The organism is Deltaproteobacteria bacterium IMCC39524 (genome assembly GCA_029667085.1).
GTDB lineage: Bacteria > Desulfobacterota > Desulfuromonadia > Desulfuromonadales > BM103 > M0040.
Genome location: JARUHJ010000002.1, coordinates 231,184 through 257,364, shown reverse-complemented (window position 1 = coordinate 257,364; position 26,181 = coordinate 231,184). Strand labels below are relative to the sequence as shown.

Genomic DNA, 26,181 nt, shown 5'->3' with positions numbered 1-26,181 from the left:
TTCATATGAAATATTTTGACCGGTCCTTCCGGTTTGTCCAGTTTACCAAGGTGTTTAATCAGTATTCGCGGTTTCAGACGACCGGTCTGATGAGCCAGAGTCTCCAATCGGCCAAGAAAAGAGGCTCAACAAACACAGCCGCCTTCGCCGATCTGCCAAGAGTCCAGAGCGATTCCCTAGCCGTTGTCTCTCTCGAGTAAAGAATTGACACTTGTCCTTTCGTCAGAAGGTAGCCCGCAGCAAAGGCGGGATCTTTGTCATTGTCCAGCTCACATCAATAGAGCCAAGCCGTGGAATTTCCCCCCGGACGACATATGCTTCTCAGATCGCAGCCTTGAGTCGTCGGACCAAACCCTTCACTTCGCTCTGAAGTCGAGGAGTTCCACTAAACTCGGCAATCAATTTAACCAGGGCGCTGCCAACAACGACGGCATCGGCAATCTCAGCAACAGACTTGGCATCCTCCGGCGTGGAAACACCAAAACCAACAGCGACTGGCACCGGGCTCATCTGCTTAATATCAGCTACGGCAGAAGTAATCGCTGAGGCATCAACCTGCTGGCTTCCGGTCACACCGGTCATCGACACATAATAAAGAAAACCTTCGCTAGCAGCGGCCAGCTGTGCCGTTCGCTCTGCACCGGTCGTCGGGGCCAATAACGTGATCAAGTCTACTCCGGCACCGGTAAGCAGCGGGTGCAATTCTTCGGCCTCTTCAGGAGGCAGATCGACCAGAAGCAAACCATCGACACCGACAGCGGCCGCATCACGAGCAAACTGCGCAGGCCCATAAGTGAAAACAGGGTTGTAATATCCCATCAGAACAATCGGCACATTGCTGTGCTGACGGACCCTGCCAACCAGGTCGAGGACTCCGCGAAGAGTCGTCCCCGCGGCCAGAGCACGCTCCGAAGAGAGCTGAATCGTCGGTCCGTCGGCCATAGGATCAGAGAAGGGGAAGCCGAGCTCAATCAGATCGGCGCCGGCCTCGACAAGGCTGTGCACCAACTGCTCGCTCGTTGTGAGATCCGGATCTCCGGCAGTAATGAAAGTGACCAGGGCTTTTTCGCCACGTACTTTCAAAGTATTTAATGTAGAGGTAATCCTTGACATGAGCTATACGTCTTCCAGTGTGTTAACCCGAGTTCTTCAGGTCGTGATGAAGTAAAGATTAATCTTATCGGAACGAAGCAGACGATATCAACCGTTTTTTCATTCCAGCAACAATCTGACCTGATCAAGCAGATCAAGAAACATTCTGTTATTCATCCGACCTGTCTGAACGTTGTAGCGACTCGTGTGGTAACAACCAATCAGCGTGAGGCCATTGGCCAGCTGGTAAGCGCTGCCATGCCTAAAGGGCACTTCTGCAAGACGCTTGATCAAACCCTGTGACTGAAAGAGCCGTAGCAAGCTCTTGTGCGCACCGTGGCCAAGAGCAACAATCACGCGCAGGGCTTTCAGCTCCTGCAGCTCTTTCTCGAGATAAGGCCGACAGGCTGCAAACTCTGCAGCATTCGGATTATTCTCCGGAGGCAAACATTTGACGGCGTTGGTGATATAGAGATCATTTAACTCCAAGCCATCATCAGCAGAGACAACTTCCGATTGATTTGAGAAACCGGCAAGATGGAGTAACGGGTACATGAAATCACCGGCACCGTCACCGGTAAAAGGTCGCCCGGTTCGGTTGGCTCCGTGGGCTCCAGGAGCCAGGCCAACCAGGCAAACACGCGCCTGCAAATCACCAAATCCGTTAACTGGCCCGTTATGGTAATCAGCACGCGGGCGTGTTTTGGCCGGCGAAAGCTGTGCCATAAAATTGACCAACCGTGAGCACCGCCGACACCCGTCCAGATCTTTCAGAGAAAGGCTCGCCACGCATCTCTACCTATTTCGGCCTTGGTTAGCACCGGGACGACGACGCCTTGGCGGACGAGGTTTACCGCCAGCTTTTTTGTCTGGAACCGGTGATTTCTTATGGGGAAGACCGCGCTTATAATCATTGCAAAGGTCTTCGTCTTGAGGAACAGTACTCGGTATCTTCATGCCGATATATTCTTCTATATCCGGCAGAAAATAGGCCAGGTCCTCATCGGCAAAGCTGATCGACTTACCTTTGGCTCCCGCTCGAGCTGTGCGACCAATGCGGTGGACATAATCTTCGGCATCCTGCGGAAGATCATAGTTGATGACATGGGTCACACCTTCGATGTGCAAACCTCGTGAGGCAACATCAGTGGCAACCAGAAAATTCAACTTGCCCGCCTTGAGGTCCTCAAGGATACGCAGGCGTTTCTTCTGCGGGATATCGCCCGAGAGAACCGCAACCCTGAAGTCGTTGACTTTCAAACGCCCAGAGAGATGTTCGCCCTCCCTTTTGGTATTCACAAAAAGCAGGACCCGGACGTCCCCTTCCTCCTTTTTAAGCAGGCCAAGCAGGAGCGGGAACTTTTCTCGCCGCGAAACATGATAGACGATCTGCTCAACCCGTTCGGCAGTAACCTGCTCAGGTTCTATGCGCACTTTCTCGGCAAGGTTCATGAACTCGTAGGCGAGTTCCATAACACGAGGTGAGAGAGTCGCCGAGAAAAGCATCGTTTGGCGTTTTTCAAAAGGAGGTAATTTGCGCAGGATATAACGCAGGTCTTGAATAAAACCCATGTCGAACATACGGTCGGCCTCATCAATAACCAATGATTCTACATGCTTCAGGGAAAAAACATTCTGCTTGGCATAGTCGATTAACCGACCGGGTGTGGCGACAATGACATCGACACCATCCTGAAGGGCTTTGCGTTGTTTTTCGTAATCGACACCGCCGAAGATCGCCTGCACTTTGAAGGGGCAAAAGGCACCCAAACCCTCGGCATCAGCACAGATCTGCACAACCAGTTCGCGGGTTGGAGCCAGGATAAGAGCCCTAGGGCCACGCTTTGACTGCGGCTTGTTTTTTTGCAGGCGAGTAAAGAGAGCGATCAAGAAGGCTGCGGTCTTGCCTGTGCCGGTCTGGGCCTGTGCAGCGACATCACGCCCTAGCAGTGCCAGCGGGATAGACTCCTCTTGAACCGGCGTCAGATCGGCAAAGCCAACCTTTTCAATACCGCGCATCAGCTCAGAGGGAAGATCAAGTTCAGTGAATTTCATTTAGCATGACGACAGCACAAAGGGTGAAAGGGGAAAGCGTATTCCTTCCCATTCCCTGTTTGCGCAGCGCCCCTTAATTAGAGGTCCACACCCATTGCTTCGGCAACGGTATGTATATCCTTGTCTCCACGGCCTGAAAGACAAACCAGAACAACCTTCTCGGGAGAAAGCTCGGGAGCAAGTTTGAGGAGATAGGCGATTGCGTGAGCGCTTTCAAGCGCCGGAATGATCCCTTCCATTTCTGTAATCATACGGAAGGCAGCCAAAGCTTCATCATCGGTCACCGAAACATATTCAGCGCGGCCAAGATCCTTGAGAAGAGCATGTTCCGGTCCGACACCCGGATAATCGAGCCCAGCCGAAATTGAGTGGGCGTGTTGAATCTGGCCATCCTCATCCTGGAGAAGATAGGTTTTATTGCCGTGCAGAACGCCAACCCGGCCAGCAGAGATACTCGCTGCATGTTTCCCCGTCTCCACACCAAGACCGGCCGCTTCGACTCCTATCAGGCGTACAGACGCGTCATTGACGAAGGGATAGAAAAGCCCCATCGCATTAGACCCGCCGCCTATGCAGGCGACGGCCACATCAGGCAAGAGGCCCTCGGCTTCCATAAGCTGTTGCTTGGATTCGTGACCGATAACTGATTGGAAATCACGGACCATTTGCGGATAGGGATGCGGTCCGGCGACAGTCCCGATCACGTAGAAGGTATCGCGGACATGAGTCACCCAATAGCGCAGAGCCTCGTTCATTGCGTCCTTAAGTGTAGCCGTGCCGCTGGTCACTTCATGGACGCGAGCACCGAGCAACTTCATGCGAAAGACGTTGAGAGACTGACGTCTGATGTCCTCGGTACCCATAAAAATATCGCATTGCAGACCAAAGAGAGCGGCAACCGTCGCGGTGGCAACACCATGCTGGCCGGCACCGGTTTCAGCAATCACCTTGCGTTTTCCCATACGGCGGGCCAGGAGAATCTGACCAACAGTATTATTAACTTTATGAGCACCGGTATGATTTAGATCTTCACGCTTGAGGTATATCTTTGCACCACCGAGATGTTCGGTGAGCCTCTCAGCGAAATAAAGTGGACTTGGGCGACCGACATAATTTTTAAGATACGAATCAAACTCGGCCTGAAATAAGGGGTCTAACTGACATTGCTTATAGTTTTCCTCCAACTCCAGCAATGCTGGCATCAGAGTTTCAGCAACATAGCGACCGCCGAACTGGCCGAAATGCCCGCGGGGATCAGGCTCTTGATAGCTCATTTAAAATGCCTCCTTGGCCATACGGATGAACCGTGCCACTTTCTCAGGGTCTTTCTGCCCGGGCTTTTCTTCAACGCCACTCGATACGTCAACACCGTAAGGACGCACCTGGCGTATAGCCTCGGCAACATTCTCAGGGTTAAGTCCACCGGCCAGGATAACTCTGTGCTGCGACGCAACGGTGGACGCTTGCACCCAATCACAACGATGACCGGTGCCCCCGAAGGTGTTGGGGACAAAGGCATCGAGCAACAGGGCCGAGACAGTGTAAGCAGCAAACTGGCTAGCTTGCATATCACCCCTCAGGCGCAAAGCCTTAATCACCCGGCTAGGAGGATAGCAACATTGATCCGGCTCTTCGTCTCCGTGCAATTGTACCGTGTTTAGCCCACAGAATTCCACCATCTCACGAATACGAGCCGGTGGCTCATTGACAAAGAGCCCCACGGCAGTCACCAGGGGAGGCAGTTCGGCAATAATTCTCCGGGCCTGATCAGGGTCAACAAACCGTGGACTGCCCGGATAGAAGACAAAGCCTAAAGCGTCCGCTCCACATGCAGCAGCGTGATGGGCATCATCAAGATTAGTAATGCCGCAGATTTTCACCCGTGGCACACTGTAGGTTTCCATCAACTAGCCAACCTTAGGCAGATGTGAAAGGGACTCCTGAATGGCAGCTTCAGGATATTCGTAATCTTCCAGCTGATTACTGAAGTAAGCGTCGTAAGCTGCCATGTCGACATGACCATGCCCGGAGAGGTTAAAGAGAATCGTTTTCGCTTTCCCTTCTTCCTTGGCCTGCAACGCCTCGTCAATTGCACCACGGATAGCGTGTGAGGACTCTGGTGCCGGGATAATAGACTCGGTGCGTGCGAAGAGTACGGCAGCTTCAAAACAAGCTGTCTGCGGAACAGCTTTTGCCTCGACGACCCCTTCGTGAACCAGTTGTGACACCAGGGGAGACGCGCCATGATAACGCAGACCGCCCGCATGGATACCGGGAGGCATGAAGTCATGGCCGAGGGTATACATTTTCGAGATCGGTGCCATTTTTGCCGTATCGCCATAATCGAAGGCGTAAACTCCCTTGGTTAGTGTCGGGCAGCTTGCCGGCTCCATGGCCAAAAGACGGACATCCTTGCCGTTGGCTTTATCGGAGATGAAAGGGAAGGCAATTCCCGCAAAGTTTGAACCGCCGCCGTGGCAACCGATGACTACATCAGGGTAATCACCTGCAATTTTAAGCTGTTCTTTCGCTTCGAGGCCGATAATCGTCTGATGCATGCAGACATGGTTGAGTACACTGCCCAGAGCGTAACGGGTATCCTCATGGGTGGCAGCGTCTTCTACAGCTTCACTGATGGCAATACCGAGAGAGCCCTGGTTATCCGGATCATTGGCAAGAATCGCGCGCCCGGCGTTGGTCTTGTCTGACGGTGAAGGAAAAACATCAGCGCCCCACAACTGCATCATGCTCTTACGGTAAGGTTTATGACCATAAGAGACTTTAACCATGTAGACGGTACACTCGAGGCCGAAGTGCTGACAAGCAAGGGCGATAGAGGAGCCCCACTGTCCGGCACCGGTTTCCGATGCGATGCGCTTGGTGCCGGCAACCTTGTTGTAATAAGCCTGCGGCACGGCAGTATTCGGCTTGTGAGAACCGGCCGGCGAGACACCTTCATACTTGTAGTAAATCTTGGCCGGAGTGCCGAGAGCTTTTTCCAGCTGATGCGCTCGAAACATCGGAGCCGGACGCCATAGTTTATATATCTCACGGACCTCTTCCGGGATATCGATCCAGCGCTCCTGCGAGACTTCCTGTTCAATCAGGCCCATGGGGAAGAGGGGCAGGAGATCATCGGGAGAAACCGGCTGAAGGGTGCCGGGATGAACAACCGGAGCCATTTCACCTGGCATATCCGGGATAATGTTGTACCACTGTTTGGGAAGCTGATCTTCGCTGAGAAGAATTTTACTCTGCATGAGATATCTCCTTGACGTTAATTATTATAGGAAATTGTGACATATGAAATTAATTTTCACCTTGAAGTTCTTTCAGCTTGGTGCCGATATCGTCCTCGCGCATCAGTGATTCTCCGATCAGAAAGCCCCTGGCACCAGCCTTCTGTAAACGCAGGACATCTGCTCTTGACGAGATACCACTTTCAGCAACCACGAAATGACCGGCGGGGATCAATGGCAGCAAGCGTTCTGTGGTTGCCAGATCTGTCGCGAAAGTCTGCAGGTTGCGATTGTTGATGCCAATCAGCTCGCAGCTTGTTGTCAGCGCCGACTCCAGCTCTGCCTCATCATGAACTTCCAGCAGGACATCAAGATGAAGCTCGCCCGCCAGGGCATTGTACTCTGCAAGCTGCACCGCATCAAGCATGGCCGCGATCAGAAGGATGGCGTCCGCTCCAGCGGCTCGAGCCTCGTAAATCTGGTAAGGGTCGCAAATAAAATCCTTGCGCAGAAGTGGCAGACTGACGACCTCGCGAATCTTTGCCAGGTACAGGAGATGCCCCATAAAGAAGTTCTCATCCGTCAACACCGACAAACAGGTCGCACCATTGGCCTGGTAAGTCTCTGCAATCGTCAAAGGATCGAAGTCTTCACGAATCACCCCTTTACTGGGTGAACCCTTCTTGACTTCAGCAATGACAGAGGTCCAACCAGAATCCGCAGTTGCACGCAGGGCGCGCAAAAAGCCCCTCGGCTGGTCCTCGAGATCATCGATCCCTTGCCGCAATGAGGCAAGAGAACGTCGGCTTTTGGCCAGAGCAACTTCTTGACGTTTATGTTCAGCTATTTTATCGAGTATCATTATTGATCAGAGCTCAGATTAAGTTCAGGGGTACATTAGCGGGTCATGCATTGGTTAAATAGACGAGCCCTTCGAGCTTCGCCTTGGCCAACCCCTCGTCGATCACGTTGCGAGCCTTCTGCAAGCCGGCATCCACGCTCTCTACGATTCCGGCTGCAATCAGCGCATAGGCCGCATTGAGCAGAACAACATCCCGCTTAGGTCCTTCAGCCCCGGCCAGAACATCTCTAACGATTGCAGCATTCTCCTCGGCGTCACCACCCTGGAGGTCAGTCAGCAGGCAGCGCCGCAAACCAAAGTCTTCCGGCTCTATCGTCGAGAGGGTGACCTTCCCTTCGTTGATCTCGGCGATACGTGTCGGACCGGTCAGGGTAATCTCATCCATGCCGTCCTGCCCGTGGACAACAAAGCCACGCTGACAGCCGAGCTTGACCAGAACCTTGGCCAGAACTTCAACCAGTTTCTCTTCATAAACGCCCAAGACCTGGCGATCCGCACCGGCCGGATTGGTCAAAGGCCCAAGGATATTAAAGATTGTGCGTATACCAATTTCGCGGCGGGGGCCAATCGCGTGCTTCATGGCCCCGTGCAGGGCGGGGGCAAAGAGAAAGCCAACCCCGACCTCATTGATACACGATTCAACCTGCTCTGGAGTTACGTTCAGGTTAACCCCAAGAGCCTCCAGAACATCGGCGCTACCACAGGCAGAGGAGATACTGCGATTGCCATGTTTCGCGACCTTGGTACCACAGGCAGAGACAACGAATGCAACTGTCGTTGAAATATTGAAACTTTTTGTCCCGCTGCCACCTGTACCACATGTGTCCAAGACCGTCTCGCGATCCAGGTTAATCTCTTCACGATCAATATCGAGGGCCTTACCCACCCGGATGGGGGTGGCGTGATCACGCATAACCCTGGCAGCGCCGGTAATTTCTTCGATAGTTTCGCCTTTCATTCGTAACGCGGTGATAAACGCGCCAACTTGAGCGGGAGTCGCCTCACCACCCATGATCTGGTTCATCACCTCAATCATTTCGGTCTCTAGCAGATCTTGCCGCAGAACAACCTTGCTAATTGCGTCCTTTATCATGAGGGCTCCTGGCTACTTGGTCATCTGCAAAAAGTTGTTCAGCATGTCCATACCGGCAACCGTCAGAATCGACTCCGGATGGAACTGCATACCCCAAACTGGCAGGCTACGATGCCGCATGCCCATGATCTCACCTTCTGCCGTCCATGCAGTAACTTCAAGACATTCCGGCAGAGAAGAACGTTCTACCAACAGGGAGTGATATCGGGTCGCATCAAAAGGATCAGGGAGGCCGACGAAGAGCTCACGGTTATCATGAAAAACCGGGCTGGTCTTGCCATGCATCAGGCGGTCAGCACGAACAACCTTGCCGCCATAGGCCTGACCAATCGACTGGTGCCCCAGACACACACCGAGGATCGGCAGTTTACCTGCAAAATGCTTGATGGCTTCCACAGAGATACCTGCTTCATTGGGTGTACAGGGCCCCGGGGACACCACAAGTCGTGTGGGATTGAGAGCTTCAATCTTAGCCAGAGAAATTTTGTCGTTACGATAGACCTCAACCTCTTCACCCAGTTCGCGCAGATACTGTACCAGGTTATAGGTGAACGAATCGTAGTTGTCGATCATCAGCAGCATTTCAGTCTAATCCCTGACGCGCCAGTTCGATGGCCATCTTGACCCCCATGGCCTTGTTGACGGTTTCCTCATACTCTGCTTTTGGGTCAGAGTCTGCAACGATACCAGCACCGGCCTGAAGGTGAATCCGATTTTTATGAGCAACCAGAGTCCGAATCGCGATTGCAAGATCCATATTACCATCGAAAGAGATATAACCGACAGCACCACCGTAAATCTCACGACGCACCGGCTCCATCTCCTCAATAATTTCCATGGCACGAATTTTAGGGGCGCCACTCAAGGTCCCCGCCGGGAAGGTTGCAGAGAAGACATCAAGAGCATCCTGTCCAGGCATAAGGCGTCCACTGACGTTGGAAACGATGTGCATAACGTGCGAGTAACGCTCGACAACCATCAGTTCGTCTACCTGCACAGAACCGGTCGCGCAAACACGGCCAAGGTCATTGCGTCCCAGGTCAACCAGCATGATATGCTCAGCAACCTCTTTCGGATCGGCCTTCAACTCCTCTTCCAGGCGCTGGTCCTCATCGAAGGTCTTTCCCCGGGGCCGTGTTCCGGCAATAGGGCGAACCTCAACATGATCCCCCTCCTTGCGCACCAAGACCTCCGGAGAAGCACCAATGACTCGAGTATCGTTAAACTGCAAGTAGAACATGTAGGGGGAAGGGTTGATCGTCCGCAAAGCGCGATAGACATCAAAAGGGTCCGCATCAAGGTCTCCGGAGAATCTTTGCGAGAGAACAACTTGAATGACATCGCCTGAGCGTACGTAGTCTTTACAGCGTTCGACGGCAGATTCAAAATCTGGACGGCTGAAGTTCGAGAGCAGGTCTGCATCAACTTTAACCTTAGACGCCGCAGGCCTCTCACGCAAAGGTTTGCGTAACAACGCAACCATATCGTCTATACGCTGCACTGCAGCATCATACGAAACGTCAGGGTCATCGCCTTCACGCAAGTGAACATTGCTTAAGACCTTGATTTTCTGCTGCAGGTTATCGAAGATAAGTAAAGTTTCGGTAATCAGGAACCAGCTGTCGTAAGCACCTATCTCAGCTTCATTGAGATCAGGAAGTTCCTCGATATGGCGGACCATGTCGTAGCCCAAGTAACCTACAGCACCACCAAAAAAACGTGGTAACTCAGGAAGGGAGACCGGTTGGTAAGGCGCGAGAAAAGCTTTTAGTTCGTCAAGTGGATTATCAGCTTTACCGGACTTGATCGCGTCACCGTTTTCAAGGATTTCAAAGTGATGACCGCGACAGCGAAATGCACGCCCTGAACCAACGCCAAGAAATGAATAACGGGCCCATTTCTCTCCGCCGGCGATACTCTCGAGCAAAAAAGCGCTTTGTCGATCATCGATCTTGCAGAAGGCTGAGACCGGGGTTTCCATGTCTGCGAGAATCTCGCGATAGACGGGAATCAGGTTACCTTGGCGGGTCAGATTTTTAAACTCTTCACGAGATGGGGAAGACATGTCATTTCCTTAGTGAATTAACCGCGACAAAGTAGCATGAAGACTGAGAAATGGCAAGGCAGCTGACAACTGCGCGGCAATAAATGATTGACCGAAAACTGACGAATTGATATGCATATGCAACTTGGTTGATATGCGGAGAACATCCCGACAAAAACCAATCTTTAAAATTGTCTACCTACAAGGAGAGCAGATGATACGAGCAGCAGAACAAGACACTGTCAAGGTTGAGTACACAGGAAAATTAAGCGATGGGACAATCTTTGATGCATCACCGGACGATCGACCTCTGCTATTCATCATTGGTCGAAAAGAAGTCATTCCAGGCTTTGAAGAGGCAGTAGAGGGCATGTACCAGGGAGAAAGCAAAACAGTTATCATTCCCTGCGATAAAGCCTACGGTGTAAGTGACCCTGAGCTTCTCGAGAAAATCGACCGCAGTACCATTGGAGAAGATGTCGCGCTTCAGGTTGGCGGCCAACTTGAAGTCACAAATCATGATGGTAGCGTTTTCTACGTCATGGTTAAAGATTTTACTGAAGAAGAGATCACACTGGACGCAAACCACCCATTAGCGGACCAGGACCTGACCTTTGAGATCAAACTTCTTGAAGTCAAAAAGGGCGAAAGCAAGTAGAGACAAGTCAACTTCAACAAAAAAAGGGCGGGATGCAATCATCCCGCCCTTCTCTATTTGATTCTTGTGTTCTGCCGATCTACTTCTCTGCTTTTTCTTCCTCAGCAGGTGTTTCCTCAGCAGATGTTTCCTCACTAGGTGCTTCCTCAGCAGCTGCTTCCTCGACAGGAGTCTCCTCAACTGGGGCTTCTACCTTTTTAGAAGCCTTCTTCGCAGGAGCCTTTTTCTTTTTCGGCTTGGCGACCACTTCCTCTTCGACCAGCTCGATCATAGAGAGAGCAGCGTTATCACCTGCACGATGACCAAGCTTGATGATCCTCGTATAACCACCAGGACGATCAGCGTAGCGAGGCGCAATCGTATCGACCAGCTTAGCAGTTGTTTTATTGTCACGTACAACCTGCATGATCAGGCGGCGTGAATGCAGGTCACCACGTCTTGCCATGGTGATCAACTTCTCAGCCATCTTGCGCAGTTCCTTGGCGCGAGCGTCCGTAGTGGTGATTTTTTCACAATCGAAAAATGAAGTCACCATGTTACGCATCATGGCTTTACGGTGGCTGGTATTACGTCCCAGCTTTCTTCCTGTTTTTCTATGGCGCATTGCTATCTGTTCCTTTCTCCGGGTAACATCCCGTTAAGGGTTGCCCCTAGAGTTCTTCTTCGCTCTTTTCGATCATCTTGAGATATTCCGGGTCCGGGAAGCCTTCAATAGACAAGCCCAGAGTTAAGCCCATTTCAGAGAGAATATCCTTGATTTCATTAAGTGACTTACGGCCGAAGTTCTGTGTTTTCAACATTTCAGCTTCGGACTTCTGCACCAACTCACCGATCAGACGGATGTTGGCGTTTTTCAGACAGTTAGCGCTACGCACCGACAGCTCAAGTTCATCGACACGACGGTAAAGATTCTCGTTGATCGGTTGCTTGGCACCGACTTCTTCATCAGTTTCTTCAGGCTCGAGAGCCTCGTCAAAATTGATAAAGAGTTGGACCTGTTCCTTGACGATCTTGGCTGCATAAGCAAGAGCATCATCAGGCCTGACACTGGCGTTGGTATGAATCTCCAAAATCAGCTTGTCGTAATCAGTCACCTGGCCAACACGAGCATTGGTTACCGTATAGTTGACTTTCTTGATCGGCGAGAAGAGCGCGTCGATAGGGATAGTGCCAACCGGAGCCTTTTCATCACGGTTCCGCTCAGCGGGACCGTAACCTTTGCCCATGGTCACGACCATGTCCATTTCGATCTCTGCTTCTTTACCACAAGTCGCAATGAAGTGATCAGGATTCAGAATTTCGACATTCGAATCAGTGATGATATCTCCGGCCTTGATAACACCAGCACCTTTTTTAACAATGCGGATATTACGCGGCTCATGACCATGCAGTTTGATCAGGACACCCTTCAGGTTAAGGATGATGTCCGTCACATCCTGTGTCACACCAGGAACAGTGGAGAATTCATGCAGAACACCCTTAATACGAACTGAGGTGATTGCCGCCCCCTGCAGCGAGGAGAGCAAAACCCGGCGCAGGGCATTACCCATGGTCGTACCGAAGCCACGTTCAAATGGCTCCGCTGAGAACTTGCCATAAGTGGCAGTCAGCGTTTCGGCATCAACCTGGAGACGCTTGGGTTTGATCAGTTCTCTCCAGTTTTTAAACATGCGATTCCTCCGTTTGAGGTTTCTCTATAAAGTTACAAATCGCCAGATGAATCTGTCGGTTACTTGGAATAAAGTTCGACAATCAGGTGTTCCTGGAAGCTTGGCGTAGTCATCTCAGCGCGTACAGGCAAAGTCTTGACAGTTCCCTGAAAGGCATCCCGGGTCAACTCGACCCAAGAGGGGATACCGCGGCGCATGACACCATCGAGAGCCTCGTTAACACGAACAATCTTACGACTCTTCTCACGCAACTCAACTACATCACCGGGACGCACGAGGTACGACGGGATATTCACCCTGCGACCGTTAACCAGAAAGTGGTTGTGTCGTACAAGCTGGCGGGCCTCACTACGTGACGTAGCAAATCCCATCCGATAAACCATGCTGTCAAGGCGACGTTCGAGAAGAACCAGCAGGTTCTCGCCAGTAACACCCCTCATACGGTCAGCTTCTTTAAAATAGTCACGGAATTGCTTCTCAAGCAGACCATAGGTACGCTTGACACGCTGCTTTTCACGTAACTGAGTGCCGTAATCGGAAACCTTGATACGACCCTGGCCATGTTGACCGGGAGCATAGTTGCGGCGTTCCAGGGCGCACTTGTCTGTGTAACAACGGTCGCCTTTCAGGAACAACTTCATATTTTCCCGCCGGCACATGCGGCAAACGGGTCCAGTGTGTCTCGCCAACGTTCGTCCTCCTTAATGTCTGGTTAGACTCTTCTACGCTTGGGTGGACGGCACCCGTTATGCGGTATCGGAGTGACATCCTTGATCATAGTGATTGTCAAGCCTACTGACTGCAAGGCACGCAGGGCAGACTCACGACCGGAGCCAGGGCCTTTGACCCAGACCTCGACACTGCGTAATCCATGCTCCTGAGCTTTCTTTGCTGCATCTTCGGCGGCCATCTGGGCAGCAAAAGGAGTACTTTTACGACTCCCTCGAAAGCCCTTGGATCCGGAGGTACACCATGAAATCACGTTGCCGGTCACATCTGTGATCGTAATGATCGTATTGTTGAACGTCGCCTGGATATGAGCAATTCCATTTGGGACATTCTTCTTTTCACCTTTTTTGCGTACGCGTTTACCAGGCTTAGCCATGGTTCCTCCTGATTACTTCTTCTTACCAGCGACGGTCTTGCGTGGACCCTTACGGGTTCTTGCGTTGGTCTTGGTCTTCTGCCCACGCACAGGTAAACCTCTACGATGGCGCAGACCACGATAACAACCGAGATCCATAAGTCGCTTAATGTTCATTGTCACTTCGCGACGCAGGTCACCTTCAACCTTGCAATCACTGTCAATAACCTTACGGATCTTGGCGACTTCTTCCTCAGTCAAATTATCTGAACGAGTGTTGAAGTCAACACCAGCCTTGGACAATATATCCTGGGATGACGAGCGACCTACACCAAAGATGTATGTCAGCGCTATTTCAATCCGTTTGTTTCTGGGTAAATCGATACCAGCGATACGAGCCAATGTCCGATCCTCCTAAAATACTTAACCTTGTCTCTGTTTATGCTTGGGATTTTCACAGATAACCCTGAGAATGCCCTTGCGCTTAATTACCTTGCACTTGTCACAAATTGTTTTAACTGATGATCGAACTTTCATGTTTCTTTCCTTTTGAACCGTTTCGGTAACAACCCCGTAGGGTTAACCGTCACTGCCTATACCTGCGTTAATATCTCAGGACCGTTATCAGTAATGGCTACTGTATGTTCAAAATGGGCAGACCGTTTACCATCTTGCGTTACTGCTGTCCACCCGTCTTCCAGTATCTTCACGCCGGGAGCACCGGCATTGATCATCGGCTCTATAGCAAGCGTCATCCCCGATTTCAAACGTGGTCCTTGCCCGGCCTGCCCATAATTGGGAATCTGCGGAGCTTCATGCAGATTACGACCGATACCGTGGCCTACAAAGTCACGGACAACAGAGAAACCCTTCGGTTCGACCCAGGACTGAACAGCATGAGAAATATCAGACAACCTGCCGTTCGGTACTGCTTTTTCTATGGCTTTTTCGAGAGACTCACGCGTTGCAATTAATAAGCGCTCTGTATCGTCATCCAACTTGCCGACTGCGACAGTGATCGCCGAATCGCCGAAAAACCCTTTGTAAAGGACACCAAAGTCAATGCTCAGGATGTCACCTTCAAGCAGAGGATTGTCATCTGCGAAGCCATGAACAACCTGTTCGTTCGGTGAGGAACATATGGCAAATGGAAAGCCACCATAGCCCTTAAACGCTGGCTTTGCTCCATGTCTCTGACATTCTTTTTCTGCCAACCGATTCAGTTCATTGGTTGTTACACCAGGAATGATCCGGGTTTTAAGCAGAGCAAGAGTTTCAGCAACAATTCGCCCTGCAGCGCGCATCTTGTCTAATTCTGCAGGACTTTTTAAAACAATCACTTTAGCTGGCCTGTAACAGCGACAGCATCTTTTCCTGGACCTGCGAAATAGGTTGCATTCCGTCAAGTTCAAGAAGCACACCAGCCTCCCGATAATAATTAATCAATGGGGAAGTCTGGTCTGCATAGACTTGCAATCGCTTGCGAATCGTTTCTTCCTGATCATCATCACGCTGGAACAGTGTGCCACCGCAGGCGTCGCATTGACCTGCCACGCTTGAGGGCTCAAAGGTTACGTGATAACCACGGCCACAATCTTTACAGGTACGGCGTCCGGTCAAGCGTTCTACCAGAGCTTCGGCATCTACGTCAAGAGAGATAACACGGTCCAGTTCTTTACCCATCTCTGCCAGACTGGCCTGCAAAGCATCTGCTTGCGGGACTGTCCGAGGGAACCCGTCCAGGATAAAACCGTTGACACAATCCTTTTCCTGCAGCCTATCACGAACGATGCCAACAACGACTTCGTCTGGGACGAGACCGCCGGCATCCATAAATTCTTTAGCTTTCAGACCCATGGCAGTGCCGTCTTTAACAGCAGCGCGCAGGATATCACCCGTTGAGATCTGCGGAATTGAGAACTGTTCCGTCAGCATCTTGGCCTGAGTGCCTTTACCTGCGCCGGGAGGTCCGAGTAAAATAAGTTTCATGCCAACGACCTCGGCTAACCGCGACGGCTCTTGATGTTCACACCCTTCATAAAGCCTTCATAGGAGCGAGAAATCAAGTGAGCTTCAATCTGAGAGGCTGTATCCAGTCCAACACCGACAACAATCAGGAGCGATGTACCACCGAAGAAAAAGGGCACATTGAACTGACCGATCAGCAAAGTTGGCAAGACACAGACAGCAGAGATATAGATAGCACCAGCAAAAGTCAAACGACCGAGAACGGTATCAAGATAATCTGAGGTTGCCTTGCCCGGCCTGACACCAGGCACATAGCCGCCTTGACGCTTGATATTTTCTGCCACATCAACGGGGTTGAATGTTACAGCCGTGTAGAAGTAACAGAAGAAGATAATAAAAGCGACATAAAAAACATTATAGAGCCAATGAGCCGGTGTCATCATGGAAGCGAAAGTCTGAACCCATGGCACGTCAACGAAATTCGCCACGGTACTCGGGAACATGATGATCGAACTGGCAAAGATCGGCGGGATAACACCACTCATGTTGATCTTGAGTGGTAGATGGCTGCTTTGGCCGCCAGCGTTACGTGCACCTACAACGCGCTTGGCGTAATGAATTGGTACGCGTCGTTGACCACGCTCCATGAAAATGATGGCCCAGACAACAGCGACCATGAGAGCCAAGATAATCAGAAGAACAGTAAAAGTCATCGCACCGGTCTTGAGCAGGCGGATACTATTGATCATTGCCGATGGTATCATGGCGACAATACCGGCGAAGATGATCAAAGAGATACCGTTGCCGATGCCGCGCTCAGTGATCTGCTCACCGAGCCACATGATAAAGGCGGTACCAGCAGTCAGTGTGATGACAGTCAGGAGGATAAAGCCTATCCCCTGCATGGCAACAACCGGTTCTCCTGCGGGGCCGCGCATAGTCTGCAAGCCGACAGCAATTCCCGCGCCCTGGACAACAGACAAAACAACAGTGCCGTAGCGTGTCCATTTAGTCATTGTTTTACGACCCTGCTCACCTTCTTTTGAGAGGCGTTCAACAGGTTCGAAAACAACTGTCAACAGCTGCATGATAATTGAAGCACTGATATAAGGCATGATGCCTAGTGCAAAAACCGTCATACGCTCCAAGGCACCACCCGTAAAGGCACTGACCAGGCCAAGCAGAGTTCCCTGAGTTCCCTCAAAGAATTGTGCAAGAACCGCGCGATCAACACCCGGCAGCGGCACGTGACAACCAACCCGATAAACCGCAAGCATACCTAAAGTAAAGAGGATACGACGACGGAGTTCAGGAATGCTGAAGATATTCTGGATGCTTGCTAACAACTTTATATAACCTCGACAGTGCCGCCGGCAGCCTCAATCTTGGCCTGGGCAGATTTGCTGAACTTATGAGCTTTAACAGTAAGAGCTTTGGTGAGTTCACCATCACCCAGGATCTTAATGCCATCTTTAAGCTGGCCAATCAGGCCGGCCTTACCGAGGGCCTCTAGATCAACAACGCTACCCGCATCGAACAATTCAAGATCACGGAGATTGACGAGAGTGTAGACGGTTCTGCTCAAAGGTGTAAAACCACGCTTGGGCAATCGCCTTTGCAGAGGCATCTGACCGCCCTCGAAACCAGGCTTAACACCGCCGCCAGAACGGGCGTTCTGACCCTTGTGTCCTTTACCGGACGTTTTACCAGTACCGGAACCGTGGCCTCGGCCAATGCGCTTTTTGCTATGTGTCGAACCGTAAGACGGTTGCAGATTACTTAAATCCATGGTGGTTATCCTTGCGTTATTCCTCGACGGTGACCATGTGGCTGACCTTATTGATCATACCGCGAATTTCAGGTGTATCCTTGAGCACGACAGTCTGCTGCAAACGACGCAGACCGAGCCCGTTGAGCACCTTGGTGAAATATTTGTTGCGGCCGATACCGCTACGCTTGAGAGTTACCTTGATTTCAGACATTATTCACTCCCGGCTCAGGCTTTGGCTTCTGAGCTGTTTTGCCCGAGACCGCGTCTGGCGCGAATCTCTTCCGGGCTGCGCAGTTGCTGAAGCGCTTTGATCGTCGCTTTAACAACATTATGCGGGTTATTAGAGCCGAGGCACTTGGAAAGAATGTCACTTATGCCGGCAACTTCCAGAATCGCACGTGCCGCGCCGCCAGCGATAACACCCGTACCCTCAGAAGCTGGACGCAGCATGACCTTACCTGCGCCGAACTTGCCAATAACATCGTAAGGAATGGTCGTTCCCTGGATAGGCACGGAAATCATATTCTTTTTGGCGTTCTCAACTCCCTTACGAATTGCCTCGGGAACCTCTTTCGCCTTGCCAAGACCATATCCAACATTTCCGCTGCCGTCGCCTACTACAACTAGGGCAGAGAAGCTGAACCGACGACCACCTTTAACAACCTTGGCCGTACGATTGATGTGGATAACGCGATCGGTTAAATTTGTTTCGTTGTTGTCAACGCGTTGCAACGCTCTTCTCCTTTGCAGCCTAGAAAGTCAGACCAGCTTCACGTGCCGCATCGGCGAGAGCCTTAACACGGCCATGATACAAAAAGCCGTTGCGGTCGAAAACTACCTGTTTAATGTCTTTTGCCAGAGCTTGTTCGGCAATCTTCTTACCAATAACTTTGGCAGCTTCCACATTGCCGCTGTACTTGACGCTGTCACCAGCTGCTTTAGCTACAGTAGAAGCAGTAGCCAAAGTTTTACCGGTCTCGTCTTCGATAATCTGGGCATAAATATGTTTGGTGCTACGAAATACGCACAAACGCGGACGCTCTACGCTTCCGGTTACTTTTTTGCGCACTCTGGACTGACGCTTCTTGCGGGCGACCCGCCTTTCTTTTGAGATTTTCACTGTTCTCACCTCGTCTTATTCAGCTTACTTCGCGCCGGTCTTACCGGCTTTGCGCATAATCCGCTCATCGGAGTACTTAATGCCTTTGCCTTTGTAAGGCTCAGGCTCCCTGAAAGAACGAATCTTAGCCGCGGTCGCGCCAACCAGTTCCTTGTCGATACCAGAAACAGTTATTGTATTAGCCTTGGGCTCGACTTCAGCAGTAATTCCTTTAGGCAGCGGGTATTCAATAGGATGCGAGTAACCGAGAGAGAGGTTCAGATTACTGCCCTTCAACTCTGCGCGATATCCTACACCGTTAATCTCTAGAACTTTAGAGAATCCGCGGGTAACGCCATCTACCATATTAGCAATAAGGGAGCGAGAAAGGCCCTGCAAAGCTGCGCCGGACTGCCCTACTCGGGAAGAAATCAGCAGCTGATCTGCTTCCATCTTGACCTCGATTTGCTCGTGGATAGCCCGCTCAAGGTTACCCTTAGGGCCCTCGACCTTAATATTTTGACCATCCAGGGTGACTTTAACACCCGAGGTGATACTTATGGGTTTCTTGCCGATGCGCGACATCTTTATCGACTCCTTAAAAATCTACAGTTCGTTTGAAATTACCAGATGGTGCAGATGACTTCGCCACCAATAGCGGCCTCACGAGCAGCAACATCATCCATGACACCTTTCGATGTCGACAAAATTGCAGCACCCAGGCCGTTCTTAACACGAGGGATGTCTGCGTGACCGACATAAACCCTACGGCCAGGTTTTGATACTCGCGTAATTTCGTGGATTACAGCGCTATTCTGCTCATCATACTTCAGGTAAATACGCAGAATCCCTTGCAGGTCATCACTGACCACCTTGAAATTTTTGATATAACCGAGCTCTTTCAAAACTTCGGCAATAGCAACCTTGACATTGGACGATGGCATGTCCAGTTTGGCATGTTTCGCCATGCCTGCATTGCGGATGCGGGTCAAAAGGTCCGCGATCGGATCCGTCATAGCCATGAATACTGCTCCTTAATTAACCAATTACCAGCTGGACTTAATTACGCCTGGAAGCTTGCCTTCAGACGCCAGCTTGCGCAGACAAATTCTGCACATATCAAATTTACGATAGTAAGCACGTGGCCGACCACAGATCGGACAACGGTTATACTGTCTTACGCCAAACTTTTGAGGCCGTGAAGCCTTAATGCGCATTGATTTCTTTGCCACGAGATTCCTCCGCTAAGCTGCTACATTCTGTTTCCGGAAAGGCATGCCCATTCCGGTAAGCAGTGCACGACCTTCTTCATCGGTACGTGCCGAAGTGACGATCGTCACGTTCATTCCCTTGATCTTGTCAATTTCTTCAATATCGATCTCGGGGAAGATTAACTGCTCACGAATACCGAGAGTGTAGTTACCACGGCCATCAAAAGCCTTGGCGGAAACACCCTTAAAGTCCCTTACGCGAGGCAGAGCAACATTGATCAGGCGATCAAGGAACTCGTAGGCACGATCACGACGAAGCGTAACCATGACGCCGATAGGCATCTCTTCACGCAACTTGAACTGAGCGATAGATTTCTTAGCACGTGTAATAACGGCCTTCTGGCCGGTAATACGGGACATTTCCTCGACAGCTGATTCAAGAATTTTGACATTCTGGATCGCTTCGCCAAGGCCCATATTAACAACGACCTTCTCAACACGTGGAACTTCCATCACATTTTTAAGCTGTAGTTCCTCTTTTAACTTGGGAACCAGCTCGTTCTGATATATTTCCTTGAGCCTTGCCATGAAAAACTCCGTTAATTATTCACAATCTCGTTACACTTCTTGCAGAAGCGAACTTTGTTACCATCTTCGAGAGCCTTAATGCCAGTGCGCGCCGGTTTGCTACACCCTGGGCACAGCAACTGGACATTAGAGATAGCAATAGGCGCCTCTTTCTCGATGATTCCACCCTCATTATTGGTCTGAGACGGACGAGTATGACGCTTGATCAGGTTGAGGTTTTCCACCACAACCCGCTCTTTCTCTGGAAGAACGCGAAGAACCTTGCCGCTCTTGCCTTTGTCTTTCCCGGCAACGATCATTACCAGGTCATCTTTTTTCACATGGAGTTTTGTGACTGCCATGACTAATTTACTCCCAGCTTAAAGGACCTCAGGGGCCAGTGAAACGATTTTCATAAACCGCTTGGCACGCAGCTCACGAGCAACAGGCCCGAAGATACGTGTTCCGACCGGCTCTCCGGCAGCGCTAACAACCACTGCAGAGTTTACATCGAACCGAATATAAGAACCGTCTGGACGGTTCACCTCTTTTGCGGTGCGCACAATGACAGCACGGACAACATCACCCTTCTTAACCTTCGAATTGGGCATCGCCTCTTTAACAGAGCAGACGATAATGTCGCCAATACCTGCATACTTGCGCTTGGACCCGCCAAGAACCTTAATGCAGCAGAGCTTCCGGGCACCGGAGTTATCTGCAACAGAAAGTGTTGATTGCATCTGAATCATGGCCAGTGTCTCCTAAACGCTAACGTTCTTTTGAAGAATTTCGCGAACCCGCCACCGCTTGTCCTTCGACAATGGTCTTGATTCAACGATCAGGACTTTGTCGCCGGCAGCACAATCATTGTTCTCGTCATGTGCTTTATAGGTGGCGTTGCGCTTGATGTATTTCATGTAGACAGGGTGTTTGACAATGTCATCGACCTTTACAACAACGGTCTTATCCATTTTGTCACTAATGACAACCCCAACCATTAACTTCTTATTTCCGCGTTCTTTCGTCATTGCCGTCCTCTTCCGATCGGATTAGCTGTTCTTCTGCTGAAGGACAGTTTTGATCCTGGCAATTTCCTTACGTACCTGTGGGATACGAGAGGTGTTTTCCAGATGTCCGGTGTGCAGTTGAAACTTTAAGTTGAACAACTCCTGGTTCAAATCTGCAACCGCTGCATTCAATTCTTCGGCAGATTTACTGCGCAGTTCCTCAGGCTTCATGACCGGCCTCCTCACGAACCACGATCTTGGTCTTCATTGGTAGTTTATGTGCTGCGAGACGGAACGCTTCGCGTGCCGTTTCCTCATCAACACCTTGCATTTCATATAGGATCATTCCCGGACGTACCACGCATACCCAACTGTCTGGAGAACCCTTACCTTTACCCATACGGGTCTCAGCAGGCTTGCGGGTTAACGATTTGTCGGGGAAGCAGCGAATCCAAATCTGGCCACCACGTTTGATATAACGTGTCATGGCGCGACGGGCAGCCTCGATCTGTCGTGCAGACAACCAACCGCAGTCAACTGCTTGAAGGCCAAAATCTCCGAAGTTGAGATCCGTGCCACCACGGGCAGCACCCTTCATCCGGCCCTTAAATGTTTTTCTATGCTTAACCTTTTTAGGCATTAACATGACGAATAAACTCCTGACCTGTTACTTACTTCTGCTGGTCCTTGGAACCCAAGATCTCGCCCTTAAAAATAAGGACTTTAACACCGATGATGCCGTATGTTGTCTTGGCTTCAGCAAACCCGTAATCGATATCTGCGCGCAAGGTGTGAAGAGGCACTCGGCCTTCACGATACCACTCGCGACGACTCATCTCAGCGCCACCGAGACGGCCGGAACATTCAATTTTGATCCCTTGAGCTCCAAATTTAAGAGACTGGGTAACGGCCTTCTTCATAGCGCGACGGAAAGCAACCCGCCTTACCAGTTGAAGAGCGACGTTCTCAGCGACCAACTGGGCATCAATCTCAGGCTTGCGAACTTCCTGTATATTGATAAAGACCTCTTTGTCAGTCAGCTTGGCCAGTTCCTTTTTAAGAGCTTCAACTTCGGAACCTTTTTTACCGATGATGATACCGGGGCGCGCAGCAAAGATATTAATCTTGGCCTTACCAGCAGCACGCTCGATCTCAACTTTGGAAATGCCAGCGTGGTGCAGGCGCTCTTTCAAGTAATCTCGTAACTTGAGATCCTCGTGTAACAGCTGAGCGTAATCCTTCTCCGCGTACCAGTTTGATTCCCATGTCCGGATTATGCCTAGGCGAAACCCTATTGGATGAACTTTCTGACCCAAAACTACACCTCCTCAGGTGGTTACTTCTCGTCCAGGACCACCGTAATGTGGCTGGTCGGCTTACGAATCTTCGTCGCACGGCCTTGAGCGCGGGGCATAAAGCGCTTCAGGACGGGACCCTGGTCTACAAACACAGCCTTAACAAAGAGCCGGTCAACATCCTCAACACCCTTTTGCTCCGCATTGGCTACCGCCGAACGCACAAGCTTGGCAACAACATCCGCCGGGCGTTGGGGCGAAAACTTCAGAATATTAAGGGCTTCCTGTACAGCCTTGCCGCGAACCATGTCCACGACCAGACGTGTCTTTTGTGGTGACAGGCGAACAGATTTTAATTTCGCACTTGTTTCCATGCGCTGGTACTCCTCAGCTAATGATTACTTCTTCTTTTTCCGATCCGAACCGTGACCATAGTAGGTCCTGGTTGGGGAAAATTCACCAAGCTTGTGACCGACCATATTCTCGGACACGAAGACCGGAATGAACTTTTTACCGTTATGTACGGCAAACGTCATACCGACAAAATCAGGATGGATGGTGGAACGTCGCGACCAGGTCTTGATCACTTTGTGAGCACTGCCATCACTAACATTTTCGACTTTACGCATCAGGCTGCCCTCAATATAAGGGCCTTTTTTAATCGATCTTGCCACGGTCGTCTCCTATTTCTCTTACTTGGTCCGACGGCGGACAATGAAGCGATCCGTCCGCTTGTTAGAACGCGTCTTGTAACCCTTGGTTGGAACACCCCATGGGGTTACAGGATGACGGCCACCCGAACTCTTACCTTCACCACCACCATGCGGATGGTCTACAGGGTTCATGGCAACACCACGAGATTGAGGGCGCTTGCCCAACCAGCGATTACGGCCAGCCTTGCCAATCTTGATGTTCTCATGGTCTGTATTGCCAACCTGACCAATCGTTGCACAGCATTCCTGCAAGACCAGTCGCACTTCACCGGAGGGCAGTCGTAACTGAGCGTACTTGCCATCCTTGGCAGCGAGCATTGCATAAGTCCCTGCACTGCGTGCCAGCTGGCCACCCTTGCCGATTCTGAGCTCCACGTTGTGGATCCAGGTACCGAGAGGGATCGCACGAATTGGCATTGCATTACCAGGCACGATATCAGCAGTCTCGCTGGCGATGATAACATCACCAACGTTTATACCGACCGGAGCCAGGATGTAACGCTTTTCACCATCGACGTAGTGCAACAGAGCAATACGAGCGGAACGATTCGGGTCATACTCAATCGTAGCAACCTTGGCAGCAATCTCACGCTTATCACGTTTAAAATCGATGATCCGGTACTTACGTTTGTGACCACCACCGGTATGCCGCTTGGTGATACGACCTGTGTTATTACGACCGCCAGATTTACTGAGCGGAGCCAACAGTGACTTTTCCGGGGTTGACGCCGTAACTTCCTCGAATGTCGAGGCTGTCATATGACGGCGACCCGCAGATGTCGGTTTAAACTTTTTGATCCCCATTATTACTACTCCGTCAGATGGATATCAATCTTACTAAACACCGAAAAAATCGATGGTGCCTTCAGCCAAGGTCACATATGCCTTTTTGACATTGGGACGTTTACCAGAACTACGACCAACTCGCTTGGTCTTTCCAGCAACGACCATGGTGCGAACTTCCTGCACCTTAACGTCGAAAGCACGTTCAATAGCCTGCCTGATTTCAACCTTGTTGCTGCTCATTGCGACCTCGAAAGCAACAACATTACCGGTTTCCTTCATCAGGTTGGATTTTTCCGTAACCAGGGGCTTCCTGATAATCTGATGTAAAGGCTTCATTTTGCCAGCGCTCCTTCAATCTGGTCGACCGCACCTTCAGTCATAACCAGGTTGGGATACTTCAGGACGTCGTAAACGTTGACGCCTTCAGCACGCAGTACTTTAACAAATGGCAGGTTCCGTGCGGAAAGTTCCAGCATCGCATTCTCTCCGTCGACAACGATCAGAGCTTTCTTTAACTCAAAACGGTCAAGGACTTCAGCGAAACTCTTGGTGCTGATCTTTTCGAGGTCAAGCGCATTGACGACCGTCATACACTCAGCCTTGAAACGGGCCGAGAGAGCGCTGCGTAATGCAGACTGCTTGACCTTACGATTCAGCTTGAACTTGTAATCACGAGGCGTGGGTCCAAAAGCAACTCCACCACCAACATGATTCGGCGCGGTCGGCGTGCCCTGACGAGCATTACCGGTACCTTTCTGGCGAAATGGTTTCTTACCACCACCACGAACCTCACCACGACCTTTGACCTTGGCGGTTCCCTGACGACGAGCGGCCAGTTGGTAGCGAACCATATCATGCAGGAGGTATTCTTTGACGTCAGCGTTAAACACCTCGTCAACGAGATCCCGCTCAGAGACCTGCTTACGGTCAATATCAAATACAGCAATCTTTGCCATAACTAAACTCCGGAACTCAAACTTCTATTAGCACTTAAGCCTTGACGCACTTGCGAATCAGCACAAGACCTTGGTTAGGCCCGGGGATCGCACCCTTTACCAGAATAAGATTCTGATCGGCACGAACTTCCACGATTTCCAGATTTTGCTGAGTAACACGAGCGTTACCCATCTGGCCAGGCATCTTCTTTCCTCTGTGGACCCTTGCTGGCGATGCGCTCATTCCAATCGAACCGGGGGCCCGATGAAATTTAGAGCCATGTGTTGCACGACCTCCGGAGAATCCCCAGCGCTTGATGACGCCCTGAAAGCCTTTACCTTTGCTGGTTCCGGTTACATCAACAATATCACCAGCCTTAAAGACCGAGTCGCAGGTGACCTGGTCACCAACTTGATATTCATCAACATTGTCCGCGGCAAGCTCACGAAGGGCAGCAAACGCACCCTGGTCAGCTTTTTTGAAGTGGCCCATCATCGGCTTATTAACGCGATGGGACTTCTTGGCCTCGAAACCGACCTGCAAAGCATTGTAGCCATCAGTGGATTCCGTCTTCTTCTGCACGACGGTACAGGGGCCTGCCTCTACAACAGTCACCGGGATGCGGCGACCATCTGCGACAAAGACCTGGGTCATGCCCAGTTTTTTACCCAAAATTCCCTGAATCATTACTTTACCCTTACTTCGCTATTACAGCTTGATCTCAACGTCAACACCAGCTGACAGGTCAAGCTTCATTAGAGCATCAACGGTCTGCTGAGTCGGCTCGACGATATCAAGCAGACGCTTATGTGTACGCATCTCGAACTGCTCACGACTCTTTTTATCGACATGAGGTCCACGCAATACACAGTACTTGTTGATCACAGTCGGCAACGGAATCGGGCCGGCGATGCGAGCCCCTGTGCGCTTGGCTGTGTCGACAATTTCATTGACCGACTGATCGAGCAGCTTGTGGTCATACGCCTTAAGGCGAATACGAATCTTCTGGCTCTGCATGATCTCGTCCTTTA

At 50.9% G+C, this 26,181-nt stretch carries 41 protein-coding genes; 1 reads left to right on the top strand and 40 read right to left on the bottom strand.

Going from position 1 to position 26,181, the window contains the following annotated elements; translation table 11 throughout:
- Positions 1-321: 321 nt before the first annotated feature.
- From trpA to trpE, 10 genes are all read right to left on the bottom strand, one after another.
- On the bottom strand, positions 322-1,113 hold the full coding sequence (gene trpA, locus P9J64_06845; GenBank protein ID MDG5468039.1) for a tryptophan synthase subunit alpha: 792 nt from the start codon (positions 1,111-1,113) through the stop codon (positions 322-324).
- 99 nt (positions 1,114-1,212) lie between these two features.
- Positions 1,213-1,818, bottom strand: coding sequence for a uracil-DNA glycosylase (locus P9J64_06840; GenBank protein MDG5468038.1), 606 nt, complete (start codon positions 1,816-1,818; stop codon positions 1,213-1,215).
- A gap of 69 nt (positions 1,819-1,887) precedes the next feature.
- Positions 1,888-3,147, bottom strand: a complete 1,260-nt coding sequence (locus P9J64_06835; protein MDG5468037.1) for a DEAD/DEAH box helicase — start codon at positions 3,145-3,147, stop codon at positions 1,888-1,890.
- 77 nt (positions 3,148-3,224) lie between these two features.
- Positions 3,225-4,421 carry a tryptophan synthase subunit beta gene (trpB, locus tag P9J64_06830; protein MDG5468036.1) on the bottom strand — a complete coding sequence of 399 codons (1,197 nt, stop codon included), beginning with the start codon at positions 4,419-4,421 and terminating at the stop codon, positions 3,225-3,227.
- Entirely contained in the window at positions 4,422-5,051 is a 630-nt protein-coding gene (locus P9J64_06825) for a phosphoribosylanthranilate isomerase (protein MDG5468035.1), read from the bottom strand. It lies immediately after the preceding gene.
- A gap of 3 nt (positions 5,052-5,054) precedes the next feature.
- On the bottom strand, positions 5,055-6,407 hold the full coding sequence (locus tag P9J64_06820) for a TrpB-like pyridoxal phosphate-dependent enzyme (GenBank protein ID MDG5468034.1): 1,353 nt from the start codon (positions 6,405-6,407) through the stop codon (positions 5,055-5,057).
- Between the two features lie 49 nt (positions 6,408-6,456).
- On the bottom strand, positions 6,457-7,248 hold the full coding sequence (trpC, locus tag P9J64_06815; protein ID MDG5468033.1) for an indole-3-glycerol phosphate synthase TrpC: 792 nt from the start codon (positions 7,246-7,248) through the stop codon (positions 6,457-6,459).
- Between the two features lie 43 nt (positions 7,249-7,291).
- Entirely contained in the window at positions 7,292-8,341 is a 1,050-nt protein-coding gene (gene trpD, locus P9J64_06810) for an anthranilate phosphoribosyltransferase (GenBank protein MDG5468032.1), read from the bottom strand.
- A 12-nt stretch (positions 8,342-8,353) separates the two neighbouring features.
- On the bottom strand, positions 8,354-8,923 hold the full coding sequence (locus tag P9J64_06805) for an aminodeoxychorismate/anthranilate synthase component II (GenBank protein ID MDG5468031.1): 570 nt from the start codon (positions 8,921-8,923) through the stop codon (positions 8,354-8,356).
- Between the two features lies 1 nt (position 8,924).
- Entirely contained in the window at positions 8,925-10,406 is a 1,482-nt protein-coding gene (gene trpE, locus P9J64_06800; protein MDG5468030.1) for an anthranilate synthase component I, read from the bottom strand.
- 193 nt (positions 10,407-10,599) lie between these two features.
- Here trpE and P9J64_06795 point away from each other — a divergent pair, with 193 nt between their 5' ends.
- Positions 10,600-11,043 (top strand): FKBP-type peptidyl-prolyl cis-trans isomerase, encoded by a 444-nt coding sequence (locus tag P9J64_06795; GenBank protein ID MDG5468029.1) that lies wholly within the window; start codon positions 10,600-10,602, stop codon positions 11,041-11,043.
- A gap of 79 nt (positions 11,044-11,122) precedes the next feature.
- On the opposite strand, the gene rplQ is transcribed toward P9J64_06795, so the two are convergent.
- Genes rplQ through rpsJ form a run of 30 tightly spaced genes read right to left on the bottom strand, consistent with a single transcriptional unit; the run spans position 11,123 to position 26,167 of the window.
- Positions 11,123-11,647 (bottom strand): 50S ribosomal protein L17, encoded by a 525-nt coding sequence (rplQ, locus tag P9J64_06790; GenBank protein MDG5468028.1) that lies wholly within the window; start codon positions 11,645-11,647, stop codon positions 11,123-11,125.
- A 46-nt stretch (positions 11,648-11,693) separates the two neighbouring features.
- Positions 11,694-12,713 (bottom strand): DNA-directed RNA polymerase subunit alpha, encoded by a 1,020-nt coding sequence (locus P9J64_06785; protein MDG5468027.1) that lies wholly within the window; start codon positions 12,711-12,713, stop codon positions 11,694-11,696.
- A 59-nt stretch (positions 12,714-12,772) separates the two neighbouring features.
- Positions 12,773-13,402, bottom strand: coding sequence for a 30S ribosomal protein S4 (gene rpsD / locus P9J64_06780; GenBank protein MDG5468026.1), 630 nt, complete (start codon positions 13,400-13,402; stop codon positions 12,773-12,775).
- A 23-nt stretch (positions 13,403-13,425) separates the two neighbouring features.
- Positions 13,426-13,818 carry a 30S ribosomal protein S11 gene (gene rpsK, locus P9J64_06775; GenBank protein MDG5468025.1) on the bottom strand — a complete coding sequence of 131 codons (393 nt, stop codon included), beginning with the start codon at positions 13,816-13,818 and terminating at the stop codon, positions 13,426-13,428.
- Positions 13,819-13,830: 12 nt separating this feature from the next.
- Positions 13,831-14,199: a 30S ribosomal protein S13 gene (rpsM, locus tag P9J64_06770; protein MDG5468024.1), complete on the bottom strand. Its 369-nt coding sequence runs from the start codon at positions 14,197-14,199 to the stop codon at positions 13,831-13,833.
- 21 nt (positions 14,200-14,220) lie between these two features.
- Positions 14,221-14,334 (bottom strand): 50S ribosomal protein L36, encoded by a 114-nt coding sequence (rpmJ, locus tag P9J64_06765; protein MDG5468023.1) that lies wholly within the window; start codon positions 14,332-14,334, stop codon positions 14,221-14,223.
- 56 nt (positions 14,335-14,390) lie between these two features.
- The gene (map, locus tag P9J64_06760; GenBank protein ID MDG5468022.1) at positions 14,391-15,137 is read right to left on the bottom strand and encodes a type I methionyl aminopeptidase; all 747 of its coding nucleotides are present in this window, start codon (positions 15,135-15,137) and stop codon (positions 14,391-14,393) included.
- A 1-nt stretch (position 15,138) separates the two neighbouring features.
- The gene (locus P9J64_06755; GenBank protein ID MDG5468021.1) at positions 15,139-15,786 is read right to left on the bottom strand and encodes an adenylate kinase; all 648 of its coding nucleotides are present in this window, start codon (positions 15,784-15,786) and stop codon (positions 15,139-15,141) included.
- Between the two features lie 14 nt (positions 15,787-15,800).
- Entirely contained in the window at positions 15,801-17,111 is a 1,311-nt protein-coding gene (gene secY / locus P9J64_06750) for a preprotein translocase subunit SecY (GenBank protein MDG5468020.1), read from the bottom strand.
- Positions 17,112-17,113: 2 nt separating this feature from the next.
- Positions 17,114-17,554, bottom strand: coding sequence for a 50S ribosomal protein L15 (rplO, locus tag P9J64_06745; protein MDG5468019.1), 441 nt, complete (start codon positions 17,552-17,554; stop codon positions 17,114-17,116).
- Positions 17,555-17,570: 16 nt separating this feature from the next.
- The gene (rpmD, locus tag P9J64_06740) at positions 17,571-17,750 is read right to left on the bottom strand and encodes a 50S ribosomal protein L30 (GenBank protein ID MDG5468018.1); all 180 of its coding nucleotides are present in this window, start codon (positions 17,748-17,750) and stop codon (positions 17,571-17,573) included.
- Positions 17,751-17,761: 11 nt separating this feature from the next.
- Positions 17,762-18,268 carry a 30S ribosomal protein S5 gene (rpsE, locus tag P9J64_06735; protein ID MDG5468017.1) on the bottom strand — a complete coding sequence of 169 codons (507 nt, stop codon included), beginning with the start codon at positions 18,266-18,268 and terminating at the stop codon, positions 17,762-17,764.
- A 19-nt stretch (positions 18,269-18,287) separates the two neighbouring features.
- Entirely contained in the window at positions 18,288-18,656 is a 369-nt protein-coding gene (gene rplR, locus P9J64_06730) for a 50S ribosomal protein L18 (GenBank protein MDG5468016.1), read from the bottom strand.
- A 24-nt stretch (positions 18,657-18,680) separates the two neighbouring features.
- Positions 18,681-19,220 carry a 50S ribosomal protein L6 gene (rplF, locus tag P9J64_06725; protein ID MDG5468015.1) on the bottom strand — a complete coding sequence of 180 codons (540 nt, stop codon included), beginning with the start codon at positions 19,218-19,220 and terminating at the stop codon, positions 18,681-18,683.
- Positions 19,221-19,258: 38 nt separating this feature from the next.
- Complete coding sequence (gene rpsH, locus P9J64_06720; protein MDG5468014.1) at positions 19,259-19,657, bottom strand: 30S ribosomal protein S8; 399 nt, start codon at positions 19,655-19,657, stop codon at positions 19,259-19,261.
- A gap of 24 nt (positions 19,658-19,681) precedes the next feature.
- Positions 19,682-19,867, bottom strand: a complete 186-nt coding sequence (locus tag P9J64_06715) for a type Z 30S ribosomal protein S14 (protein ID MDG5468013.1) — start codon at positions 19,865-19,867, stop codon at positions 19,682-19,684.
- A 12-nt stretch (positions 19,868-19,879) separates the two neighbouring features.
- Positions 19,880-20,434 (bottom strand): 50S ribosomal protein L5, encoded by a 555-nt coding sequence (gene rplE / locus P9J64_06710; GenBank protein MDG5468012.1) that lies wholly within the window; start codon positions 20,432-20,434, stop codon positions 19,880-19,882.
- Between the two features lie 11 nt (positions 20,435-20,445).
- Positions 20,446-20,775 carry a 50S ribosomal protein L24 gene (gene rplX / locus P9J64_06705; protein MDG5468011.1) on the bottom strand — a complete coding sequence of 110 codons (330 nt, stop codon included), beginning with the start codon at positions 20,773-20,775 and terminating at the stop codon, positions 20,446-20,448.
- Positions 20,776-20,793: 18 nt separating this feature from the next.
- Positions 20,794-21,162 (bottom strand): 50S ribosomal protein L14, encoded by a 369-nt coding sequence (gene rplN / locus P9J64_06700; GenBank protein ID MDG5468010.1) that lies wholly within the window; start codon positions 21,160-21,162, stop codon positions 20,794-20,796.
- A gap of 12 nt (positions 21,163-21,174) precedes the next feature.
- Positions 21,175-21,441, bottom strand: a complete 267-nt coding sequence (rpsQ, locus tag P9J64_06695) for a 30S ribosomal protein S17 (protein ID MDG5468009.1) — start codon at positions 21,439-21,441, stop codon at positions 21,175-21,177.
- Between the two features lie 21 nt (positions 21,442-21,462).
- Positions 21,463-21,651 (bottom strand): 50S ribosomal protein L29, encoded by a 189-nt coding sequence (gene rpmC, locus P9J64_06690; GenBank protein ID MDG5468008.1) that lies wholly within the window; start codon positions 21,649-21,651, stop codon positions 21,463-21,465.
- Positions 21,641-22,066 carry a 50S ribosomal protein L16 gene (gene rplP, locus P9J64_06685; protein ID MDG5468007.1) on the bottom strand — a complete coding sequence of 142 codons (426 nt, stop codon included), beginning with the start codon at positions 22,064-22,066 and terminating at the stop codon, positions 21,641-21,643. Before rplP ends, rpmC begins: the two co-directional genes overlap by 11 nt.
- Positions 22,067-22,091: 25 nt before the next feature.
- Positions 22,092-22,736 (bottom strand): 30S ribosomal protein S3, encoded by a 645-nt coding sequence (gene rpsC, locus P9J64_06680; protein ID MDG5468006.1) that lies wholly within the window; start codon positions 22,734-22,736, stop codon positions 22,092-22,094.
- 20 nt (positions 22,737-22,756) lie between these two features.
- Positions 22,757-23,089: a 50S ribosomal protein L22 gene (gene rplV / locus P9J64_06675; GenBank protein ID MDG5468005.1), complete on the bottom strand. Its 333-nt coding sequence runs from the start codon at positions 23,087-23,089 to the stop codon at positions 22,757-22,759.
- 24 nt (positions 23,090-23,113) lie between these two features.
- Complete coding sequence (gene rpsS, locus P9J64_06670) at positions 23,114-23,389, bottom strand: 30S ribosomal protein S19 (GenBank protein MDG5468004.1); 276 nt, start codon at positions 23,387-23,389, stop codon at positions 23,114-23,116.
- A gap of 18 nt (positions 23,390-23,407) precedes the next feature.
- Positions 23,408-24,232, bottom strand: a complete 825-nt coding sequence (gene rplB / locus P9J64_06665; protein MDG5468003.1) for a 50S ribosomal protein L2 — start codon at positions 24,230-24,232, stop codon at positions 23,408-23,410.
- 33 nt (positions 24,233-24,265) lie between these two features.
- Positions 24,266-24,550 (bottom strand): 50S ribosomal protein L23, encoded by a 285-nt coding sequence (locus P9J64_06660; protein MDG5468002.1) that lies wholly within the window; start codon positions 24,548-24,550, stop codon positions 24,266-24,268.
- On the bottom strand, positions 24,547-25,170 hold the full coding sequence (gene rplD, locus P9J64_06655) for a 50S ribosomal protein L4 (GenBank protein ID MDG5468001.1): 624 nt from the start codon (positions 25,168-25,170) through the stop codon (positions 24,547-24,549). The genes P9J64_06660 and rplD overlap by 4 nt, the downstream gene beginning before the upstream one ends.
- A gap of 34 nt (positions 25,171-25,204) precedes the next feature.
- Positions 25,205-25,837 (bottom strand): 50S ribosomal protein L3, encoded by a 633-nt coding sequence (gene rplC / locus P9J64_06650; protein ID MDG5468000.1) that lies wholly within the window; start codon positions 25,835-25,837, stop codon positions 25,205-25,207.
- A 21-nt stretch (positions 25,838-25,858) separates the two neighbouring features.
- Positions 25,859-26,167 carry a 30S ribosomal protein S10 gene (gene rpsJ / locus P9J64_06645; protein MDG5467999.1) on the bottom strand — a complete coding sequence of 103 codons (309 nt, stop codon included), beginning with the start codon at positions 26,165-26,167 and terminating at the stop codon, positions 25,859-25,861.
- Between the last annotated feature and the right edge of the window lie 14 nt (positions 26,168-26,181).

Bases quoted from the DNA above. Each gene is read 5' to 3' on its own strand.
- trpA (MDG5468039.1), bottom strand. From the start codon at position 1,113: ATGTCAAGGATTACCTCTACATTAAATACTTTGAAAGTACGTGGCGAA.
- P9J64_06840 (MDG5468038.1), bottom strand. From the start codon at position 1,818: ATGGCACAGCTTTCGCCGGCCAAAACACGCCCGCGTGCTGATTACCAT.
- P9J64_06835 (MDG5468037.1), bottom strand. From the start codon at position 3,147: ATGAAATTCACTGAACTTGATCTTCCCTCTGAGCTGATGCGCGGTATT.
- trpB (MDG5468036.1), bottom strand. From the start codon at position 4,421: ATGAGCTATCAAGAGCCTGATCCCCGCGGGCATTTCGGCCAGTTCGGC.
- P9J64_06825 (MDG5468035.1), bottom strand. From the start codon at position 5,051: ATGGAAACCTACAGTGTGCCACGGGTGAAAATCTGCGGCATTACTAAT.
- P9J64_06820 (MDG5468034.1), bottom strand. From the start codon at position 6,407: ATGCAGAGTAAAATTCTTCTCAGCGAAGATCAGCTTCCCAAACAGTGG.
- trpC (MDG5468033.1), bottom strand. From the start codon at position 7,248: ATGATACTCGATAAAATAGCTGAACATAAACGTCAAGAAGTTGCTCTG.
- trpD (MDG5468032.1), bottom strand. From the start codon at position 8,341: ATGATAAAGGACGCAATTAGCAAGGTTGTTCTGCGGCAAGATCTGCTA.
- P9J64_06805 (MDG5468031.1), bottom strand. From the start codon at position 8,923: ATGCTGCTGATGATCGACAACTACGATTCGTTCACCTATAACCTGGTA.
- trpE (MDG5468030.1), bottom strand. From the start codon at position 10,406: ATGTCTTCCCCATCTCGTGAAGAGTTTAAAAATCTGACCCGCCAAGGT.
- P9J64_06795 (MDG5468029.1), top strand. From the start codon at position 10,600: ATGATACGAGCAGCAGAACAAGACACTGTCAAGGTTGAGTACACAGGA.
- rplQ (MDG5468028.1), bottom strand. From the start codon at position 11,647: ATGCGCCATAGAAAAACAGGAAGAAAGCTGGGACGTAATACCAGCCAC.
- P9J64_06785 (MDG5468027.1), bottom strand. From the start codon at position 12,713: ATGTTTAAAAACTGGAGAGAACTGATCAAACCCAAGCGTCTCCAGGTT.
- rpsK (MDG5468025.1), bottom strand. From the start codon at position 13,818: ATGGCTAAGCCTGGTAAACGCGTACGCAAAAAAGGTGAAAAGAAGAAT.
- rpmJ (MDG5468023.1), bottom strand. From the start codon at position 14,334: ATGAAAGTTCGATCATCAGTTAAAACAATTTGTGACAAGTGCAAGGTA.
- P9J64_06755 (MDG5468021.1), bottom strand. From the start codon at position 15,786: ATGAAACTTATTTTACTCGGACCTCCCGGCGCAGGTAAAGGCACTCAG.
- rplO (MDG5468019.1), bottom strand. From the start codon at position 17,554: ATGGATTTAAGTAATCTGCAACCGTCTTACGGTTCGACACATAGCAAA.
- rplF (MDG5468015.1), bottom strand. From the start codon at position 19,220: ATGTCGCGCATCGGCAAGAAACCCATAAGTATCACCTCGGGTGTTAAA.
- rpsH (MDG5468014.1), bottom strand. From the start codon at position 19,657: ATGGCTATGACGGATCCGATCGCGGACCTTTTGACCCGCATCCGCAAT.
- rplE (MDG5468012.1), bottom strand. From the start codon at position 20,434: ATGGCAAGGCTCAAGGAAATATATCAGAACGAGCTGGTTCCCAAGTTA.
- rplX (MDG5468011.1), bottom strand. From the start codon at position 20,775: ATGGCAGTCACAAAACTCCATGTGAAAAAAGATGACCTGGTAATGATC.
- rplN (MDG5468010.1), bottom strand. From the start codon at position 21,162: ATGATTCAGATGCAATCAACACTTTCTGTTGCAGATAACTCCGGTGCC.
- rpsQ (MDG5468009.1), bottom strand. From the start codon at position 21,441: ATGACGAAAGAACGCGGAAATAAGAAGTTAATGGTTGGGGTTGTCATT.
- rpmC (MDG5468008.1), bottom strand. From the start codon at position 21,651: ATGAAGCCTGAGGAACTGCGCAGTAAATCTGCCGAAGAATTGAATGCA.
- rplP (MDG5468007.1), bottom strand. From the start codon at position 22,066: ATGTTAATGCCTAAAAAGGTTAAGCATAGAAAAACATTTAAGGGCCGG.
- rplV (MDG5468005.1), bottom strand. From the start codon at position 23,089: ATGGAAACAAGTGCGAAATTAAAATCTGTTCGCCTGTCACCACAAAAG.
- rplB (MDG5468003.1), bottom strand. From the start codon at position 24,232: ATGGGGATCAAAAAGTTTAAACCGACATCTGCGGGTCGCCGTCATATG.
- P9J64_06660 (MDG5468002.1), bottom strand. From the start codon at position 24,550: ATGAAGCCTTTACATCAGATTATCAGGAAGCCCCTGGTTACGGAAAAA.
- rplD (MDG5468001.1), bottom strand. From the start codon at position 25,170: ATGGCAAAGATTGCTGTATTTGATATTGACCGTAAGCAGGTCTCTGAG.
- rplC (MDG5468000.1), bottom strand. From the start codon at position 25,837: ATGATTCAGGGAATTTTGGGTAAAAAACTGGGCATGACCCAGGTCTTT.
- rpsJ (MDG5467999.1), bottom strand. From the start codon at position 26,167: ATGCAGAGCCAGAAGATTCGTATTCGCCTTAAGGCGTATGACCACAAG.